The organism is Spirosoma areae (assembly GCF_054781775.1).
Genome location: NZ_BAAGTT010000036.1, coordinates 253,122 through 268,548, shown reverse-complemented (window position 1 = coordinate 268,548; position 15,427 = coordinate 253,122). Strand labels below are relative to the sequence as shown.

Here is a 15,427-nt window from a genome sequence, read left to right as displayed (position 1 = left end):
TCATTATCATTTACTGAACTCTCCAGAACATGAAACGATTACTTATACTGGCTATACTCACGTTGGCCTCTTTCTCCTGCGGAAAAGAATTTATTGACCTCCAGCCCATTTCGGAAATGAACGCTGGCACCTTCTACAAAACCGAGCAGGATATGAATCAGGCGGTGATGTCGCCCTACGCATCCCTGCGGGCACTGTACAACCAGGTGTTTATTTACATGGGCGAAGTTCGTTCGGATAATACGACCTTTTCGTGGGTGCCGGGCAACTCCAAAGACATGACGTCCATCGACAACTTCGGGGATGTGCTGCTGTCAGATAACGGCTTTGTGCTCACGGTCTGGAACAACGCCTACAATACAATTCTTCGGTCGAATATCGTGCTGGACAAAATCGACGCCGTTCCGTTCAAAGACCCTAAACTCAAAGAGCAGTACAAAGCCGAGGCAAAATTCATCCGGGCGCTGATGTATTTCTGGTTAGTACGGGTTTATGGCGATGTGCCGAAGGTCGAGAAGCAGGTATCCGTTAGCGAAGCGTACACACTGGGCAGGGCGCCAGCGCCGGAGATTTATGATTATATCGTTGACGACCTGAAATTTGCGGAAGCGAATCTCCCCGCCAGCTACGCAACAGTCGACAAAGGACGGGTGACGCTTGGCGGGGCCAAAGGGCTGCTGGCAAAAGTATACATAACAATGGCCGGTTATCCGCTCAAAAAGGGAGCGCCTTATTATGCGCTGGCTGAAGCCAAAGCCCTGGAGGTTATCAATACGCCACAATACTCGCTCGTTCCCGATTACAAAACGCTGTTCGACGTTACTAAGAAAAACAGCAGCGAGTCGTTGTTTGAAGTGCAGTACAAGAAAGGCGGAACCAGCACGGGCAGCCCCTGGAACAATGATTTTGCCCCCCGTTTCTCCAACAAAGAAGTTGTTCTGGTGGGCGATAAGGGTGGGTTCAACGCCCCAACACCGAGCATCTCCAGCGCCTATGAACCCGGCGACCCCCGCAAGGCCATTTCCATGAGTGATGGCTACGTGGCCATACCGGGCAACAAAGCCGTCAACGAGAAATACGTGAAGAAATATTACGATGTGTCGTTCGCGGGTTCCGATAACGACAACAACTGGATTGAACTGCGCTTAGCTGACATTTATCTACTCTACGCCGAAGCGCTGGTGCGGCAGGCCAAACAGCCGGATGTTGCCCTAACGTATCTCAACAAAATTCGGCAGCGGGCCAGAAACAGCACGGGTGCCGCGCCGGGTATATTGCCTGATTACGCGCCTTTTAGTTCAGGCGCTCCGTTTTTGCTGGCTATCGAAAAAGAACGGCGCGTTGAACTGGCCTTTGAAAACCACCGCTGGTTCGACTTGGTCCGAACCGAGCGGGCCAAAGAAGTAATGATTCAGGAGCAGAAAGAACAAACCGGATTCAATCCCTCGGCCTGGAGCGACAACATGCTCCTGTTCCCGATTCCGTTGCAGGTGATTCAGTCTAATCCCGAAAAAATCAAGCAAAATCCTGGTTATTAACGCACATAAATTAGCTGAAAATACCCCCCTGAAGGGGGCTTTGCTCACCCTCAGACTAAGCCCCGTTCAGCGGGTATTTTCGGGCCGGTTGTACACTATTTTTAGACAGCTTCTCATGAAATTACCCACAGTGCGTTTACGTTCACATTTTTTGCTGGCCTGGCTAATGCTGCCAGCCGCCGTGTTTTCTCAACAGATGAACACGTTGACTCCCAACGAGAAAAAAGACGGTTGGGTGCTTCTGTTCGATGGCAGCAGCACTACCGGCTGGACAACCTCCGGCGGCAAGCCGGTTCCCGCTGGCTGGGTGATTCAAAACAGAACGCTCACCGCGAAGAAAGGGGCTAAAGGCGGTGATATTATCAGTGTAAACCAATACGCTGATTTTGATTTGATGCTCGACTATAACCTGGAACCGGCGGGTAATAGTGGCGTCAAGTATTTCTACACGAAGTACGAAACGGGTGGCAATCTGGGTATGGAATACCAGATTCTGGACGACAAATTAGCAGAGGACAACAAGAAGGCCAATCACCTGACGGGTTCTTTTTATGATGCAATACCGCCTGATGCGTCGCTGAAAAAGGTGAATGAGCCAGGCCAATGGAACACAGTACGCATTATGGCCAAAGACAACAAGGTTGAACACTGGCTCAACGGGGTAAAAATTCTGGAATTTACGCGGGGGGCGCAATCGTTTACCGAAGCGGTTGCCGGAAGCAAATTCAACAAGGTAATGCCTGCCTTCGGAACGGTCGAAAAAGGCCATATCCTGTTGCAGGAACACGGCCACGAGGTCTCGTTCAGAAACATTAAAATCAAAGCCTTATAAGGTCAATTTCATGCAAGACAGACGCGATTTTATGAAGAAAGTAGCCGCCGGTTCGGTGGGTATGGCGATGGGCGGGTCCACTTTTGGATTCAGTGCCAAAAGTTACAACCGGATTATTGGCGCCAACGAACTGGTTCGGGTAGCGACCATTGGGGTCAACAGCCGGGGAAACAGCATGAGCGGCACGTTTGCCGGTCAGAAAAATGCCGAGGTGGGCACCGTCTGCGATGTCGACGAGCGGGCCATTCCAAGAGCCGTTCAAACCATTCTGAAAACCAAACAGACGCTGACGCCCAAGTCTGAAAAAGACTGCCGGAAGGTGCTGGAGGATAAATCCATCGACGCCATCTACATCGCTACGCCCGACCACTGGCACGCTCCGCTGGCGATTATGGGCTGTCAGGCGGGCAAACACGTCTACGTCGAGAAACCGTTGAGTCACAATCCCCGCGAAGGCGAGATGGCCATTGCAGCCGCCCGTAAGTACAACAGGGTGGTGCAGATGGGGGCGCAACGGCGGTCGGCTCCTACCCTGACGCAGGGCATCGAGGAATTGCATAAAGGCATCATTGGGCGGGTGTACCTGGCCAAAACCTGGTACACCAACAAGCGCAAAGCAACGAACCTGAAACCCGGCACGGTGCCTTCCTGGCTGGATTATGAGTTATGGCAGGGGCCGGCACCCCGAATGCCCTACAAAGAAGGGCTGATTCACTACGACTGGCATTGGTTCTGGCATTGGGGCACCGGCGAAGCCCTCAACAACGGCACCCACGAGGTTGATGTAGCCCGCTGGGGACTTGGAGTCGATTTTCCGACGCGGGTCAGTTCTGTTGGTGGCCGGTATGAATTTAAAGACGACTGGGAAACGCCCGATACGCAGGTTGTTATCATGGATTATCCGGGTCGGGTGTCGCTGATGTGGGAAAGCAGAAGCTCAAACGGCCGGAAAATTGAAGGGCTGGACCGAGGCATTATTTTCTACGGCGAAAACGGCAGCCTGGACACGGGTGGCGACAGTTACAAGGTGTATGACCTGGATGGTAAGCTGGTTAAGGATGTGAAGCCCCCGGTGGCGGAAAGCGATATGCAGGGGCGAAACACGGCCAGTCCCAGCTTAGGGATGGATAGCCTCCACGTAGCGGACTTTCTGGACGCCCTCAAAAACAACCGCCGTCCTAACTGCGATGTTGAACTGGGCTACAAGAGCGTGGTCGCCATGCAATTGGGGAATATTGCCTGGCGCGTTGGCCGGGACTTAAAGGTTGATCCCCAAAACGGCCATATCATCGACGATAAAGAGGCTCAAAAACTCTGGGGGCGCGATTACGAAAAAGGCTGGGAGCCGAAAGTTTAAGTTAGGATGAGATTGCTTTTTCTGGATTTCGACCATATGAACCAGAGGCAGTAGAATTGATAGATTCTGATTTTACGCAGGTCGAGTTCACACATATATTACAGAATGCCCTCTCCAGGTTGCCTGGAGAGGGCATTTTTTTCGTACCCTGCGGGCCGTGAATACCGTTGTTTTGACCCATACGTCGGTCTCCAGAATCAGGCCGACGTTCTTCGCTGTCAACTTTGCCAGTGCCTTTCCCGTTTGTCTGCGAATCTAACCTTATCTTTGGCTCCCGGTTCCTATAAGGCTCGAACCTCCCCCACACATGGAGTCCATATCCAACAAATTACCGCTTAAAAACCTCATTTTCGACCTCGGCGATGTCATTATCCCGATTGACCTGACCGCCCCCGTCCGTAATTTCGCGATGCTGGCGAACCTGTCCGAAGAGGAAGTTCGGGCCATCTGGCAGCAGCACGACATTTTCAATCATTACGAAACGGGCCTGATCGACGATGATGCTTTTCGGAATCACATCCGGCGGGTGCTGCACAACCAGTACGACGGATCGGATAGCGAAACCACATTGGCAGCCCGGTCGGACCGCTGGGCCGATGAAGTGATCGACACCGCCTGGAATACGGTTTTGCTCGACTTGCCCGTTGAGCGGGTAGAGCGGCTTACGGAGTTGAAACAGACCCACCGCCTGTTCCTGCTAAGTAATACCAGCCCGATTCATATCCGTAGAGTCAACCAGGTGCTGACGGCCATGAACCAGCCCACTCTGGAGGAACTCTTCGAGCGCGTTTTCTATTCCTACGAGGTTCGACTGAAAAAACCTTCTCTCGAAATTTATCAGTATGTGCTGACCGAAGCCGGTCTGGTTGCCGAAGAAACGGCCTTTTTCGATGACAATGCCGCGAACATCCGGGCCGCTGCCGAGTTAGGTATTCAGGCCGTACATGTGCAGCCACCTATGACAATTCTGAATTATTTAGAAAATGTATAATGGATACTGTAAAAATGGGTGCCTGTACTGTGTAGGCATTATCCATTTTACAGTATTCATTATCCATTATTCATTATGACCCCACGCACTCGCACGTACCTCCTGCATGGAGGTCTTTTTTTGATTACCCTCATCACAACTACCCTGTCTGGCGCTGAATGGATGTTTGGGCGGTTATTTATTCCGTTTGAAGGCATGGAACCGCTCGGCTGGGCGGAGTTTGTGGCCGGGTTTCAGTTTTCGGTGCCGTTTCTGGCGATCCTGACCGTGCATGAATTTGGCCATTACCTCACGGCGAAGGCGAACCGGGTTCGGGTTACGCTGCCCTATTATATTCCACTGTGGTTTGGTATTGGGCAGAGTATCGGCACCTTAGGCGCGTTTATCCGTATTCAGGATTTTATCAGTAGCCGCCGGAAATACTTCGACATTGGCATTGCCGGGCCGTTGGCCGGGTTTGTCCTGGCGTTGGTTGTGCTCTGGTACGGCTTTACGCACCTGCCGCCCCCGGAATTTATTTTTACCATTCACCCCGACTACCAAAAGTGGGGCCTCGACTATGGCAGGTATGCCTATCAGAATCTGCCACCGGGTGGGGCCTTTGGTCTGGGCGACAATCTGTTGTTTTCCTTCTTCAAAACCTACGTAGCTGACCCAGCCCGTGTGCCGCATCCTTACGAGATGGTTCATTACCCCTACCTGCTGGCGGGGTATCTGGCCTTGTTTTTTACCTCCCTTAACCTGATTCCTATTGGGCAGTTGGATGGCGGACATATTCTCTACGGGCTGATTGGGCCTAAGCGATTCCGGTGGGTAGCCCCGGTTTTGTTTATCGGGTTTGTTTTCTATGCCGGGCTGGGAATTTATAAGCCTGCCGATTTTGCGGTGCCCTCCGACGAAGCATTTTTTACGGAGTTAGGCTATTTTGCGCTGTACGTCGCCTTTTTATTCCTGACGTTTTCGCGAATCAGTGAAACCCGGATGACATCGCTGCTCGTCACTCTGAGTGTTGTAGCTGCCCAATTGGTGGTATCCTGGTGGCAGCCACAGGTTGAGGGCTACTCTGGTTTTCTGGTATTTGCCTTCGTATTAGGGCGATTCCTGGGTGTTTACCACCCCCCAACTGAACTGGAAGAACGCTTAGATCTGAAGCGTCAGGTGCTGGGCTGGATTGCGTTGATTGTGTTTGTACTGTGTTTCAGCCCGCGCCCGTTTTTGTTAGGATAAATTAACGAGCGAAAGAGTGAAAGCCGTGCTGGATGGTCTTCGCTCCGCTTCGGCGGTCCGATTTCACTCGTTAAGTCTGAAACCGTCGCTCAGCGTAAACACTTCTTTCAAACACTGAGCTGTGAGTACGGCATCTTCCAGCGCATTATGAAACCCGTCTTCGCGGGCAAAACCAAAATAACTGGCTATGGCTGTCAGGCTTAGCCGGTCGGGAACCTTGCGGCCATTGGCTTTCAGCACCCGAAAGGTGAAATAAGCCAGCGTATGCAAGTCGAGCAAGACGCGGGAATAGGGCCATTTGAGCTTCTCGTAGCGATAGGCTTCCTTCAGAAAGTTGATGTCATTGATGACGCTTTGCCCGCAGATAATTACATCCCGCAAAAACGGAGTTCGGTCCAACTGACCCTTCGGCACCCGCAACCCCAATTCGGTACAAATCCACTCTTCCAGTTCGGGCAGCACGTCATACATCATGGGGGCATCCTCCAGATCGGCCAGCGACAGGTTATGAATTTTTTCGGACGATGACGAAAAGGCTTCCTTATTCTCTGGATACACATTGGTCAGGTAACGGCCTTTTTCGACCCAGGCCTCATCGAACAGCACGGCTCCTATCTGAATAATTTCGTTGTAATCCGGCTCCGGACCGGTCATCTCGAGGTCAAGTACTAAATAGGGCATTAGATGAAAAGTTTTTAATGGGTTATGATGGGTCACACTAAGTAAATTTTGTTAATTTGTTGAAAAACTATTGACTAATTTTTCAACCGTGCAATCTTTCGCATACATTATGCGTTTTACCTGTGTGTCTGCTTTTAATCCCTGGTACCGGAAGGTGCCGGGGATTTTTTGTTTATCCGTTCCACTAACTTTCCAATATCGCTGCTAACCTGCTGAATAAATGCCAACTGGTCGGTTAGCAGTGGATCATCGGGTAGATTCGGCATGGCCATACCTGAGCTGACCGGCTCACCAGTAACTTTATTCGTTGTGTCACCCAACCGACCCAGACTTTCGGTCAGCGCGAACAACGCCCGTTTAACAGGGCGCAGCAGTGGGGTGGGGCAGGCTTGCGGTTCGCTTGCCAGCCGGGCCGAAATAATCGTCGCCACGTTAGCCGACAGAATGTGGTTCAGGACGACAAATTCATAAATCAGTTTCTCGTTGCGCTGCTTGTGTTTAGGCTCCGACACCATCCGCTCGAAGGCAGCCGCCATGTTGGCCGAGGAGACATACACTTCTTTACGGGCGAGTTTGTAATCGACAACCTGTATTGGCTTACCCGACAGGCTCTCAAACAGCACCTGTACATAGCGCAGGTTGGCTTTCAGCACATCGGTCATAGGTTTGGCCAATTGTCCCGACTCCCACTGCGGAAAGAGCAGATACCCCGCTACCAGCGCAATAAAACCGCCCAGCAGGGTATCCAGCAGTCGTTCTTCGGCCACCCCTACGTAGCTGACGCCCAGAAAGCTGAATAGAATCAGGACAAACGGAGTTACGCAAAGAACCATCACGATGTAGTTGATTCGCAGCGCACTATAGGTGCCCAGCATAAACAGAACCATGAAGGCGAAATGCACGGTTTTGTTAGGAATAAACGTCAGAATCAGTAGGCCTGCAATACCCCCGGCCAGTGTTCCCGCAATTCGTTCCGTATTGCGCTGTCGGGTCAGGCTGAAAGCCGGTTTCAGAATAACCGCAATGGTCAGCAAAACCCAGTAACTATGATGTCCATAGTCGATGGCTTTGGTCAGGATAAACCCAAGCAGCATGGCTATGGCTACCCGGATCGAATGCCGAAACACCGATGAGTCGAAGGTTAGATTATCCTGCAGGGATTTCAGGTCAATTTCCAGGTGCGATACGAACCGGCCAAACTCCATAGTCTGGCTCCGTCCCGGATTGACAATGGTCTGCGTCAGGTTGTTTTGGAGGGTCGCCATTCGCTGATTCAGTGTACGCAGATTCACTACTATTTTTTTGAGCACTAAGGTATTGCCTTCCTGGTCGCCCAGGGCGTCGATCTGGCGTTTGAGCACCTCTAAGCGGGGGGTCAGATCAACAGGTTGATGAAACGGCACCGGCGACTGGATGGCCAGGCCCATATGGTCAAGTTCGCCCGACAGCCGGCGAATCAGTTGGGCAATGGTGTCGAGAACGTCGGTCTGGTCGAACCGCGCGCGGATAGCGGCATAGTCATAATACATGGCGATGATCTGCTCATACAGGTCGACCACATCCGAGAACGTCAGCAGTAATAACTGGCCCGTTCGGGTTGACTCGGTTACGATTTGCCGACTTTTGTAGAGCACCTCGCGCACAGCATCCTGTTTTTCGCTCACCACCACCTGCTGGGCAATCAGCCGCCGGTAATTGTCATCCAGCGATGTAGACAACGTATAGAAATCGGCTTTAATCGCCATCAGCCTGGCGATTTCATGAATGCACTGACCCAGGGCCTGCTGAGCCAGTCGGTAGGGTTGCAGTTGTGATACCAGCAGGCTGATGGCCGTGTACCAAACGCCCCCGGCCAGCACCAGGCTGCTTTCGCGCACCACGCCAGCCGCATCGAGCGGGCGGTCGAGCATCAGAATCATAATGAGCAGAGCCGCCGTGCCGATTGATGTGGCCCGGTTTCCCCAAATGGCGAACATAGAGAAGAGAAACCCAAACAGCAGAATTTCCAGCCCGAGCAGGTAGGCGTTCGTCCGAACAAAACCCGTAATGAGCGTCACCAGAAACGTAATGAGCACCGTGATAACCATGCCGTTGCGCCGGTGCATGACCGGACCGGGGGCATCGCTAAGACTGGCCGTGAGCGCCCCCAGCGACATTGCCATGCCAACTGGCAACTGACCAACCTGCGCCAGCAGCAACGACGGCAGCAGGATTGACAGCGTGATACGAAACCCGTCGGAGAAATACTGGCTCGACAGAAAATAGCTGATTTGCCGGGTGCGATTGGTCATACCGGAACGTTTGGATTAACACCCCGAACCGGTTCCGGTTTGCGTTCGCCAATCTGTTGCCGCCACATGGCATAATAAAGCCCTTTTTGCACAAGCAGCGCATCATGACTGCCCGTTTCAACAATCTTCCCTTTTTCGAGCACAAAAATCGTGTTGGCGTGTAAAATCGTGGAAAGCCGATGGGCAATCAAAATCGTAATCTGCTCGTTCAGGGCCGATACCTGCCGAACGGTGGCGGTAATTTCTTCTTCCGTGAGTGAATCGAGGGCCGAGGTCGCTTCGTCGAAGATCAGCAGCCGTGGGTGCCGGACTAAGGCGCGCGCAATGGAGAGCCGTTGTTTTTCCCCGCCCGACATTTTAAGCCCCCCTTCGCCAATTTGAGTGTCAAGCCCTTTTTCGGAGCGGGCCAGCAGATGATCGCAGGCTGCTTTGTCTAAGGCATCGAGCATCTCAGCTTCGGTGGCGTCGGGTTTGGCGAACAGCAGGTTTTCGCGGATGCTTCCCGAAAACAAATGCGTGTCCTGGGTGACGAAGCCGATTTGCCGGCGCATCGGGTTAAACCGAATGTCTTTTGTGGAAATGTCGTTGTAATAAATTTCGCCACCCACGGGCCGGTACAGCCCAACCAGCAACTTGACCATGGTGGATTTGCCCGAACCTGAAGGGCCAACAAACGCGATGGTGTCGCCCAGAGCCGCGTCGAACGAGACACCATCAATCGCATTCTGACCCGCCCCGTTGTGCCGAAAGACGACATCGTCGAACCGAAGCCGCTCCAATGGGCCAATCTCTATGGGCGAATCCGGATTCCGCTCGATGGGCCTCTCCATCAATTTTCCGAAGCTGCTCAGGCCCGCTTCGGCTTCCCGGTAGGCCAGAATAATGTTGCCTAATTCCTGGAGGGGATTAAAAATAGCGACCGATATAAACTGCATCGAAATAAGCTCACCGGTACTCAGCACATGGCGGAAAATCAGCCACAGCAGCGTAAAGAGAACGGACTGTTTCAGCACGTTCAGGGTTGTGCTTTGCCAGAACGACAGCAGCCGAACGCGCCGGACTTTGAACATCTCCAGCTCAAAAATACGACCCGTTTGCTCCTTCAACCGCCGGATTTCCGGGAACGTCAGGCCTAAACTTTTGATCAGCTCAATGTTCCGCAGCGATTCGGTGATCACCCCCGACAGCAGGGCCGTTTCGCGGTTGATGGACCGTTGAGTTGTTTTGATTTGTTTACTGAGCAGACCCGTCAGGCCCCCCAGCAGCAACACACCAATCAGAAACACCGGCACCAGGGCCCAGTGTTTGGTAACGGCATACCAGATCAAAAACCCCATGCCCACGACGGACGAAAACAGTACATTCACGAAGGAGTTGATGAACTTCTCGGTGTCGGTACGGACCTTTTGCAGAATGGACAGCGTGGCGCCACTGCTCTGATCGCCAAATTCCTGGTAGGAAAGCCGCAGGGTTTGTTTCAGCCCGTCGTTGAAGATGTCGGTGCCAAACTTCTGAACAACCAGCCGCGTTGCGTATTCCTGAAACGCTTTGGTCACGTTTGCTAAAATGGCTACGCCAACGGCAATGGCCAGCAGATACAGAACCCCTCTGACTTTTTCAGTTTCGGTTTTCTGACCCGGATTGGTGGCGTATTCGTCGATAAGTTTCCCGAAAATGATAGGGTCTACCAGGGCCAGAATCTGGGCAACACCCGCCAGCAACAGCGCCAGTACAGCCAGCCAGCGATAAGGTTTCAGGTAGTTCCAGAGAATGGGCATAAGCGTAATGGATAATGACTATGGATAATGAATTGATCGATGGTAGCGTATGCGTTTCGTATTATTCATTATCCATTATCCATTAATACGTGTCCAACTGCTGAATGCGGGTGAGGTGGCGACCACCCTCAAAGGGCGTATCGAGCCAGATTTGAATTAGTTTCAGGGCGGTTTCTTCCGACATCATCCGTTCGCCAATCGAGATCACGTTGGCGTCGTTGTGCTGCCGGCACAGCCGGGCCGATTCTTCATTCCAGCATAGCCCACACCGAACGCCCCTCACGCGGTTGGCCGCAATGGCTTCGCCGTTGCCCGACCCCCCCAGCACCACCCCCCGCTCCACCGCACCGGCGGCAACGGCTTCGGCAACGGGCCGGATATAAACCGGGTAATCGACCGATGGACTTTCGGCATAGGTGCCTTTGTCGATGACCTCGTGCCCGAGGCTGATGAGGAACTGTTTGATGGCTTCTTTGTAGCGGAAACCGGCGTGGTCGGAGCCAATGGCAATTTTCATGTCGAAGATTGAATTAAACAGAAACGTATAGTGACTAAGGTAAAGTTAGTTTACAGCAGTTATCTGACCGCACCGGCAGACCGCCCTGCAGGGGTCAAACGTTGCTCAATTAGTCAACGCCAAGCCATACTGATCGACAATGGTCTGGAGCATATCGGTCGTCAGCGGTTTGATAAAGTAGCCATTCACGTCGGGCAGCAACGGAGCCTGTTGCGCGTCGCGGGGGGTGAGTGCCGTTGTCAGCACCAATACGCCAAACCGGCTTTTAAGCTGGTCATCGAATTGACGGTACTGCTCCAGGAACTCGAAACCCGTCATGCCCGGCAATTTTATATCCGTCAGAATCAAATCCGGGCGGATATATTCGGGGTGGTTCGGGTCGCTCAGATACCGCAGTGCATCCCGGCCTGTTTGGGCTACCCGAACCTGATCGCACAAGCCCGAATCGTCGATAACGAGCTGATGCAGAAAGTTATCGTCCGGGTCGTCGTCAATCAGCAGAATGCAGCGAATGGGTCTGAGCATAATGGTGTAAGGTTTTAATGTGTTTGGGAATGGTGAAATAGAACGTGGTGCCTTCGCCAACGGTGCTCTCCACCCAGATTTGGCCGCCGTAAATATCGACAACTTTTTTGCAGGTCGCCAGGCCGATGCCCGTGCCCGAGTACTCATTCCGTCCGTGAAGTCGCTGAAAAATCTGGAACACCCGCTCGAAGTACTGCCGCTCGATGCCAATGCCGTTATCGCCAACGGAAAAGCGAACCTGATGGGGTTCTTCGACCGCCCGGATAACGATATGCGGGGGCACCGCTGGCCGTCGGTATTTAAGACCGTTGGCAATCAGGTTCTGAAATACTTGTTTCAGGTCCGTGTAATGAGCCGTCATGGTGGGCAGGGAGCCAGCGTCGATGGTGGCTCCACTGGTTCGGATCTCGGTCTGTTGTTCTTCCAGAATTTCGGCAACCAACTGGTTCAGGTTCACCTGCGTGAAAGCGACATCGCTGCCCACGCGCGAAAAATCGAGCAGGTCGCCAATCAACATTCGCATTCGCTCGGCCGCCTTCGTGGAGGTCGTAATGAGTTTGTGAGCTTCGTGGGGCAGTTGATCGGTATATTTGCCCTGCAACAGCGTGAGGTAATTGGAAATGGTTTTCAGGGGCGACTGGAGGTCGTGGGAGGCTACATAAGCAAACTGCTGCAACTCTTCGTTGGACCGGGTCAGTTCCTGCACAGCCTGCTGGCGGAACGACAGTTCGTGCTCAAATTCCTTAGAGGTGCGTAAGCCGACGGCTTCGTCGAAATACCGGAAAAGAGCCACGACGGTGGCAATCGAGACCACCCCCGTCAGAAAACGAATCAGGGCGCTGATGCGGTAAACGGGCACCCAGAAGATCACCGCATCAAGGAGGTGGGTGAGACCGCAGAGTAAAATAAAGGCGCCGAAAAGCCAGAAAACGCCCGGCAGCGGTACGCCCTTTTTCACGAACAGATAGCGAATCAGAACCAGGGGAATAACCATGTAGGCCAGCCAGATCAGCAGGTCTGACGTGATGTAAAGCCATCCGTGAAAATCGGTCCAGCGCCCACAAAACCAGCGCGGTGGCCAATCGCTGGTATCGGTAAGACGGCGAAAAAATTCGATTACCTGTTCCATAGAATTTTCCTGAAGCGGGCAGAGATAAACTTAGTTTTAACCGATAAAGATAAGTCCTCTACGAAATAACATCAGGCAGACTGACCAAAAAAGTTCGCAGGAATGGTTTTTGGGCCAGGAAAGCAGCATTCCCGACAAACCAATTGCCAAATGGTAATCCCGTAAATTTGGTCAGTCGGTGGCTCATCAGTAATTTGCACCCGCCAACCGACCCGATCTATGATTCCAGCAACCAATCAGCGCCCAGCCGCCACCATTTTGTTCATCTTTGGCGGCAGTGGCGACCTGAATCTCCGTAAGCTCACCCCCGCCCTCTACAACCTGTATCTCGACAACTACCTGTCCGACCGCTTTGCCGTTGTTGGGTTGGGCCGAAGCCCGTATACGGATGAGTCCTTCCGGGAGCGGTTGCTGGAGGGCGTGCAGTCATTCTCGCGCCGAAAAAATGGCCCCGATGATACCTGGCAGTCGTTTGCACCTGCCGTGTCGTACCTGCAGATGGACGCCGGTGATGCCACTACCTACTCGAAGCTGGCCGATTTCGTAGTCACCAAAGAAGCCGAATGGAGCGTGCAGGCCAATGTTGTGTTTTACCTCGCTGTTGCGCCCCAGTTGGTGCCGGGCATTGCCACTAATCTTGGCAAACTATCGCTCTGTGGCGATAAAGGGCGGGTCAGGATTGTGGTTGAAAAACCCTTTGGCCGTGATCTCAAAACGGCGCAGGAACTGAATACCCTGCTGGGTGGCCTGTTTGCCGAAGAGCAGATTTACCGCATCGACCATTATCTGGGCAAAGAAACCGTTCAGAATATTCTGGCCCTTCGGTTCGCCAACTCACTGTTTGAACCCATCTGGAATCGGCGCTACATTGATTATGTGCAGATTACGGCCTCCGAAACGGTGGGGCTGGAAGGACGCGGAGGCTACTACGAAGGGTCCGGCGCCCTGCGCGACATGATTCAGAACCACCTGCTCCAGATGCTGTGTATGGTGGCGACGGAAGCTCCTATTTCGTTTGATGCCAACGAGGTTCGGAATAAGAAAGTGGATGTGCTGAACGCCATTCGCCGGATTAAGCCCGAACAGGTGAAGGACATGGCCGTGCGCGGGCAATACGGACCCGGAACAAAAGGGGACGAGGTCGTTCCCGGCTACCGGCAGGAGGAGGGCGTGAAGCCCGATTCAACCACGGAGACCTTTGCGGCCATAAAACTTTTCGTCGATAACTGGCGGTGGGAAGATGTGCCGTTTTACCTGCGAACGGGTAAGTCGCTGCCCGAAAAAGCAACCGTTATCACCATTCAGTTTAAGCCCGCTCCCTATTATGCCTTCCCCGACGAAGCGACGCAGAACTGGCAATCCAACCGGCTGACCATCGGCATTCAGCCCGCTATGGACATCCGGCTGCGGTTTCAGGCGAAGCGGCCCGGCCAGACGCTCGCCATCGACCCGGTTGAGATGGTGTTCAGTTACCGCGATGCCTATGCCGGGCAGGAGCCGGAAGCCTACGAAACACTACTGCTCGACGTGATGACCGGCGATGCCACGCTGTTTATGCGGGCCGACCAGGTTGAAGCCGCCTGGAAGGTTGTCACGCCAATTCTGGAAGCCTGGGAAGCCGAAACACCCGACTTTCCCAACTACGGACCTGGTTCGTGGGGACCCGAAGCCGCCAGGCAACTCGTTGAAAAAGACGGCTTCCAGTGGATGGCGAAGTAATGGTTCAAGGTCAAACCTTTTCTCATGCAACTCATCGTCAAAAAGAACCCGGCTGAACTGGCCAAAACGGCGGCTGATTTTATTGCCAAACGCATTAAGGATACACTCGAAAAACAGGAGCGGTTTACGATTGCCCTGTCGGGTGGGAGCACGCCCAAAGCCCTGCACGAACTGCTGGCTAAATCGCCTTACGTTGAGCAGATTCCCTGGATGCAACTGCACATTTTCTGGGGCGATGAGCGCTACGTGCCTATCGACGACGAGCAGAGTAATGCCGGGATGGCCTACGACACGCTGCTTGGGCATGTATACACCCCCGAAAGCCAGATTCATGTGTGGCGCACCGACCTCGAACCCGCTGCCGCTGCCGCCGACTATGACCGTATTTTACACGACTATTTCGGTTCGGGCGAAGCGTCATCCGGCCCGACGTTCGATTTAGTGTTGCTGGGCATGGGCGATGACGGCCATACGCTCTCGCTTTTTCCTGGCACCGAAGTTGTTCACGAACAAACAGCCTGGACGAAGGCCTATTTTCTAACGCAGCAAAACATGTACCGCCTGACCCTGACCGCCCCCGTCGTGAACCGGGCGGCCTGCGTGTTGTTTCTGGTGGCTGGCCCGAAAAAAGCCGAACCGTTGCGGGAAGTGCTGGAAGGCGTCTATGACCCCGATAACTATCCGTCGCAGGTTATTAAGCCCCTGAATGGTGAGTTGCTATGGCTGGTTGATGAGAAAGCGGCTGAGTTAGTTAGAAAAACGATGCCCTGAGCTGCTCTTACGAATAAAAAAAGGCCCGCACTGTTGCGGGCCTTTTTTTATTAATGGCCGGTTCCTGATTA

General features: G+C 53.1%; 13 protein-coding genes. 7 read left to right on the top strand and 6 right to left on the bottom strand.

Features of this window, described 5'->3' with window-relative positions; genetic code table 11:
- Nucleotides 1-29: 29 nt before the first annotated feature.
- The 5 genes from ACYVI1_RS22120 to ACYVI1_RS22100 all read left to right on the top strand — a co-directional run bounded on the left by ACYVI1_RS22120 (nt 30) and on the right by ACYVI1_RS22100 (nt 5,945).
- A complete protein-coding gene (locus tag ACYVI1_RS22120; RefSeq protein WP_460912991.1) occupies nt 30-1,538 on the top strand; it encodes a RagB/SusD family nutrient uptake outer membrane protein in 1,509 nt (502 codons plus the stop codon).
- A 115-nt stretch (nt 1,539-1,653) separates the two neighbouring features.
- The gene (locus ACYVI1_RS22115) at nt 1,654-2,370 is read left to right on the top strand and encodes a 3-keto-disaccharide hydrolase (protein ID WP_460912990.1); all 717 of its coding nucleotides are present in this window, start codon (nt 1,654-1,656) and stop codon (nt 2,368-2,370) included.
- 10 nt (nt 2,371-2,380) lie between these two features.
- Complete coding sequence (locus tag ACYVI1_RS22110; protein WP_460912989.1) at nt 2,381-3,727, top strand: Gfo/Idh/MocA family protein; 1,347 nt, start codon at nt 2,381-2,383, stop codon at nt 3,725-3,727.
- Nucleotides 3,728-4,034: 307 nt separating this feature from the next.
- Nucleotides 4,035-4,718: an HAD family hydrolase gene (locus ACYVI1_RS22105; protein WP_460912988.1), complete on the top strand. Its 684-nt coding sequence runs from the start codon at nt 4,035-4,037 to the stop codon at nt 4,716-4,718.
- A 75-nt stretch (nt 4,719-4,793) separates the two neighbouring features.
- A complete protein-coding gene (locus tag ACYVI1_RS22100) occupies nt 4,794-5,945 on the top strand; it encodes a site-2 protease family protein (RefSeq protein ID WP_460912987.1) in 1,152 nt (383 codons plus the stop codon).
- A gap of 63 nt (nt 5,946-6,008) precedes the next feature.
- On the opposite strand, the gene ACYVI1_RS22095 is transcribed toward ACYVI1_RS22100, so the two are convergent.
- The 6 genes from ACYVI1_RS22095 to ACYVI1_RS22070 form a co-directional block, all read right to left on the bottom strand.
- Nucleotides 6,009-6,626 carry a 3'-5' exonuclease gene (locus ACYVI1_RS22095; protein ID WP_460912985.1) on the bottom strand — a complete coding sequence of 206 codons (618 nt, stop codon included), beginning with the start codon at nt 6,624-6,626 and terminating at the stop codon, nt 6,009-6,011.
- A 134-nt stretch (nt 6,627-6,760) separates the two neighbouring features.
- Nucleotides 6,761-8,917 (bottom strand): FUSC family protein, encoded by a 2,157-nt coding sequence (locus tag ACYVI1_RS22090; protein ID WP_460912984.1) that lies wholly within the window; start codon nt 8,915-8,917, stop codon nt 6,761-6,763.
- Nucleotides 8,914-10,695, bottom strand: a complete 1,782-nt coding sequence (locus ACYVI1_RS22085; RefSeq protein ID WP_460912983.1) for an ABC transporter ATP-binding protein — start codon at nt 10,693-10,695, stop codon at nt 8,914-8,916. Before ACYVI1_RS22085 ends, ACYVI1_RS22090 begins: the two co-directional genes overlap by 4 nt.
- Nucleotides 10,696-10,777: 82 nt before the next feature.
- Nucleotides 10,778-11,212 carry a ribose 5-phosphate isomerase B gene (gene rpiB / locus ACYVI1_RS22080; protein ID WP_460912982.1) on the bottom strand — a complete coding sequence of 145 codons (435 nt, stop codon included), beginning with the start codon at nt 11,210-11,212 and terminating at the stop codon, nt 10,778-10,780.
- Between the two features lie 105 nt (nt 11,213-11,317).
- A complete protein-coding gene (locus ACYVI1_RS22075) occupies nt 11,318-11,737 on the bottom strand; it encodes a response regulator (protein ID WP_460912981.1) in 420 nt (139 codons plus the stop codon).
- Complete coding sequence (locus tag ACYVI1_RS22070) at nt 11,703-12,866, bottom strand: sensor histidine kinase (RefSeq protein WP_460912980.1); 1,164 nt, start codon at nt 12,864-12,866, stop codon at nt 11,703-11,705. Before ACYVI1_RS22070 ends, ACYVI1_RS22075 begins: the two co-directional genes overlap by 35 nt.
- A gap of 219 nt (nt 12,867-13,085) precedes the next feature.
- Between ACYVI1_RS22070 and zwf the strand changes: the two genes are divergently transcribed.
- Nucleotides 13,086-14,585: a glucose-6-phosphate dehydrogenase gene (gene zwf, locus ACYVI1_RS22065; RefSeq protein WP_460912979.1), complete on the top strand. Its 1,500-nt coding sequence runs from the start codon at nt 13,086-13,088 to the stop codon at nt 14,583-14,585.
- Between the two features lie 24 nt (nt 14,586-14,609).
- Complete coding sequence (gene pgl / locus ACYVI1_RS22060; protein ID WP_460912978.1) at nt 14,610-15,356, top strand: 6-phosphogluconolactonase; 747 nt, start codon at nt 14,610-14,612, stop codon at nt 15,354-15,356.
- The last annotated feature ends 71 nt before the right edge of the window (nt 15,357-15,427 follow it).

What these genes read in the sequence shown, in the direction of transcription:
- ACYVI1_RS22110 (WP_460912989.1), top strand. Translation starts at nt 2,381, where the DNA reads ATGCAAGACAGACGCGATTTTATGAAGAAAGTAGCCGCCGGTTCGGTG.
- ACYVI1_RS22095 (WP_460912985.1), bottom strand. Translation starts at nt 6,626, where the DNA reads ATGCCCTATTTAGTACTTGACCTCGAGATGACCGGTCCGGAGCCGGAT.
- zwf (WP_460912979.1), top strand. Translation starts at nt 13,086, where the DNA reads ATGATTCCAGCAACCAATCAGCGCCCAGCCGCCACCATTTTGTTCATC.
- ACYVI1_RS22085 (WP_460912983.1), bottom strand. Translation starts at nt 10,695, where the DNA reads ATGCCCATTCTCTGGAACTACCTGAAACCTTATCGCTGGCTGGCTGTA.
- ACYVI1_RS22115 (WP_460912990.1), top strand. Translation starts at nt 1,654, where the DNA reads ATGAAATTACCCACAGTGCGTTTACGTTCACATTTTTTGCTGGCCTGG.
- ACYVI1_RS22120 (WP_460912991.1), top strand. Translation starts at nt 30, where the DNA reads ATGAAACGATTACTTATACTGGCTATACTCACGTTGGCCTCTTTCTCC.
- ACYVI1_RS22090 (WP_460912984.1), bottom strand. Translation starts at nt 8,917, where the DNA reads ATGACCAATCGCACCCGGCAAATCAGCTATTTTCTGTCGAGCCAGTAT.
- ACYVI1_RS22070 (WP_460912980.1), bottom strand. Translation starts at nt 12,866, where the DNA reads ATGGAACAGGTAATCGAATTTTTTCGCCGTCTTACCGATACCAGCGAT.
- ACYVI1_RS22100 (WP_460912987.1), top strand. Translation starts at nt 4,794, where the DNA reads ATGACCCCACGCACTCGCACGTACCTCCTGCATGGAGGTCTTTTTTTG.
- ACYVI1_RS22075 (WP_460912981.1), bottom strand. Translation starts at nt 11,737, where the DNA reads ATGCTCAGACCCATTCGCTGCATTCTGCTGATTGACGACGACCCGGAC.
- ACYVI1_RS22105 (WP_460912988.1), top strand. Translation starts at nt 4,035, where the DNA reads ATGGAGTCCATATCCAACAAATTACCGCTTAAAAACCTCATTTTCGAC.
- pgl (WP_460912978.1), top strand. Translation starts at nt 14,610, where the DNA reads ATGCAACTCATCGTCAAAAAGAACCCGGCTGAACTGGCCAAAACGGCG.
- rpiB (WP_460912982.1), bottom strand. Translation starts at nt 11,212, where the DNA reads ATGAAAATTGCCATTGGCTCCGACCACGCCGGTTTCCGCTACAAAGAA.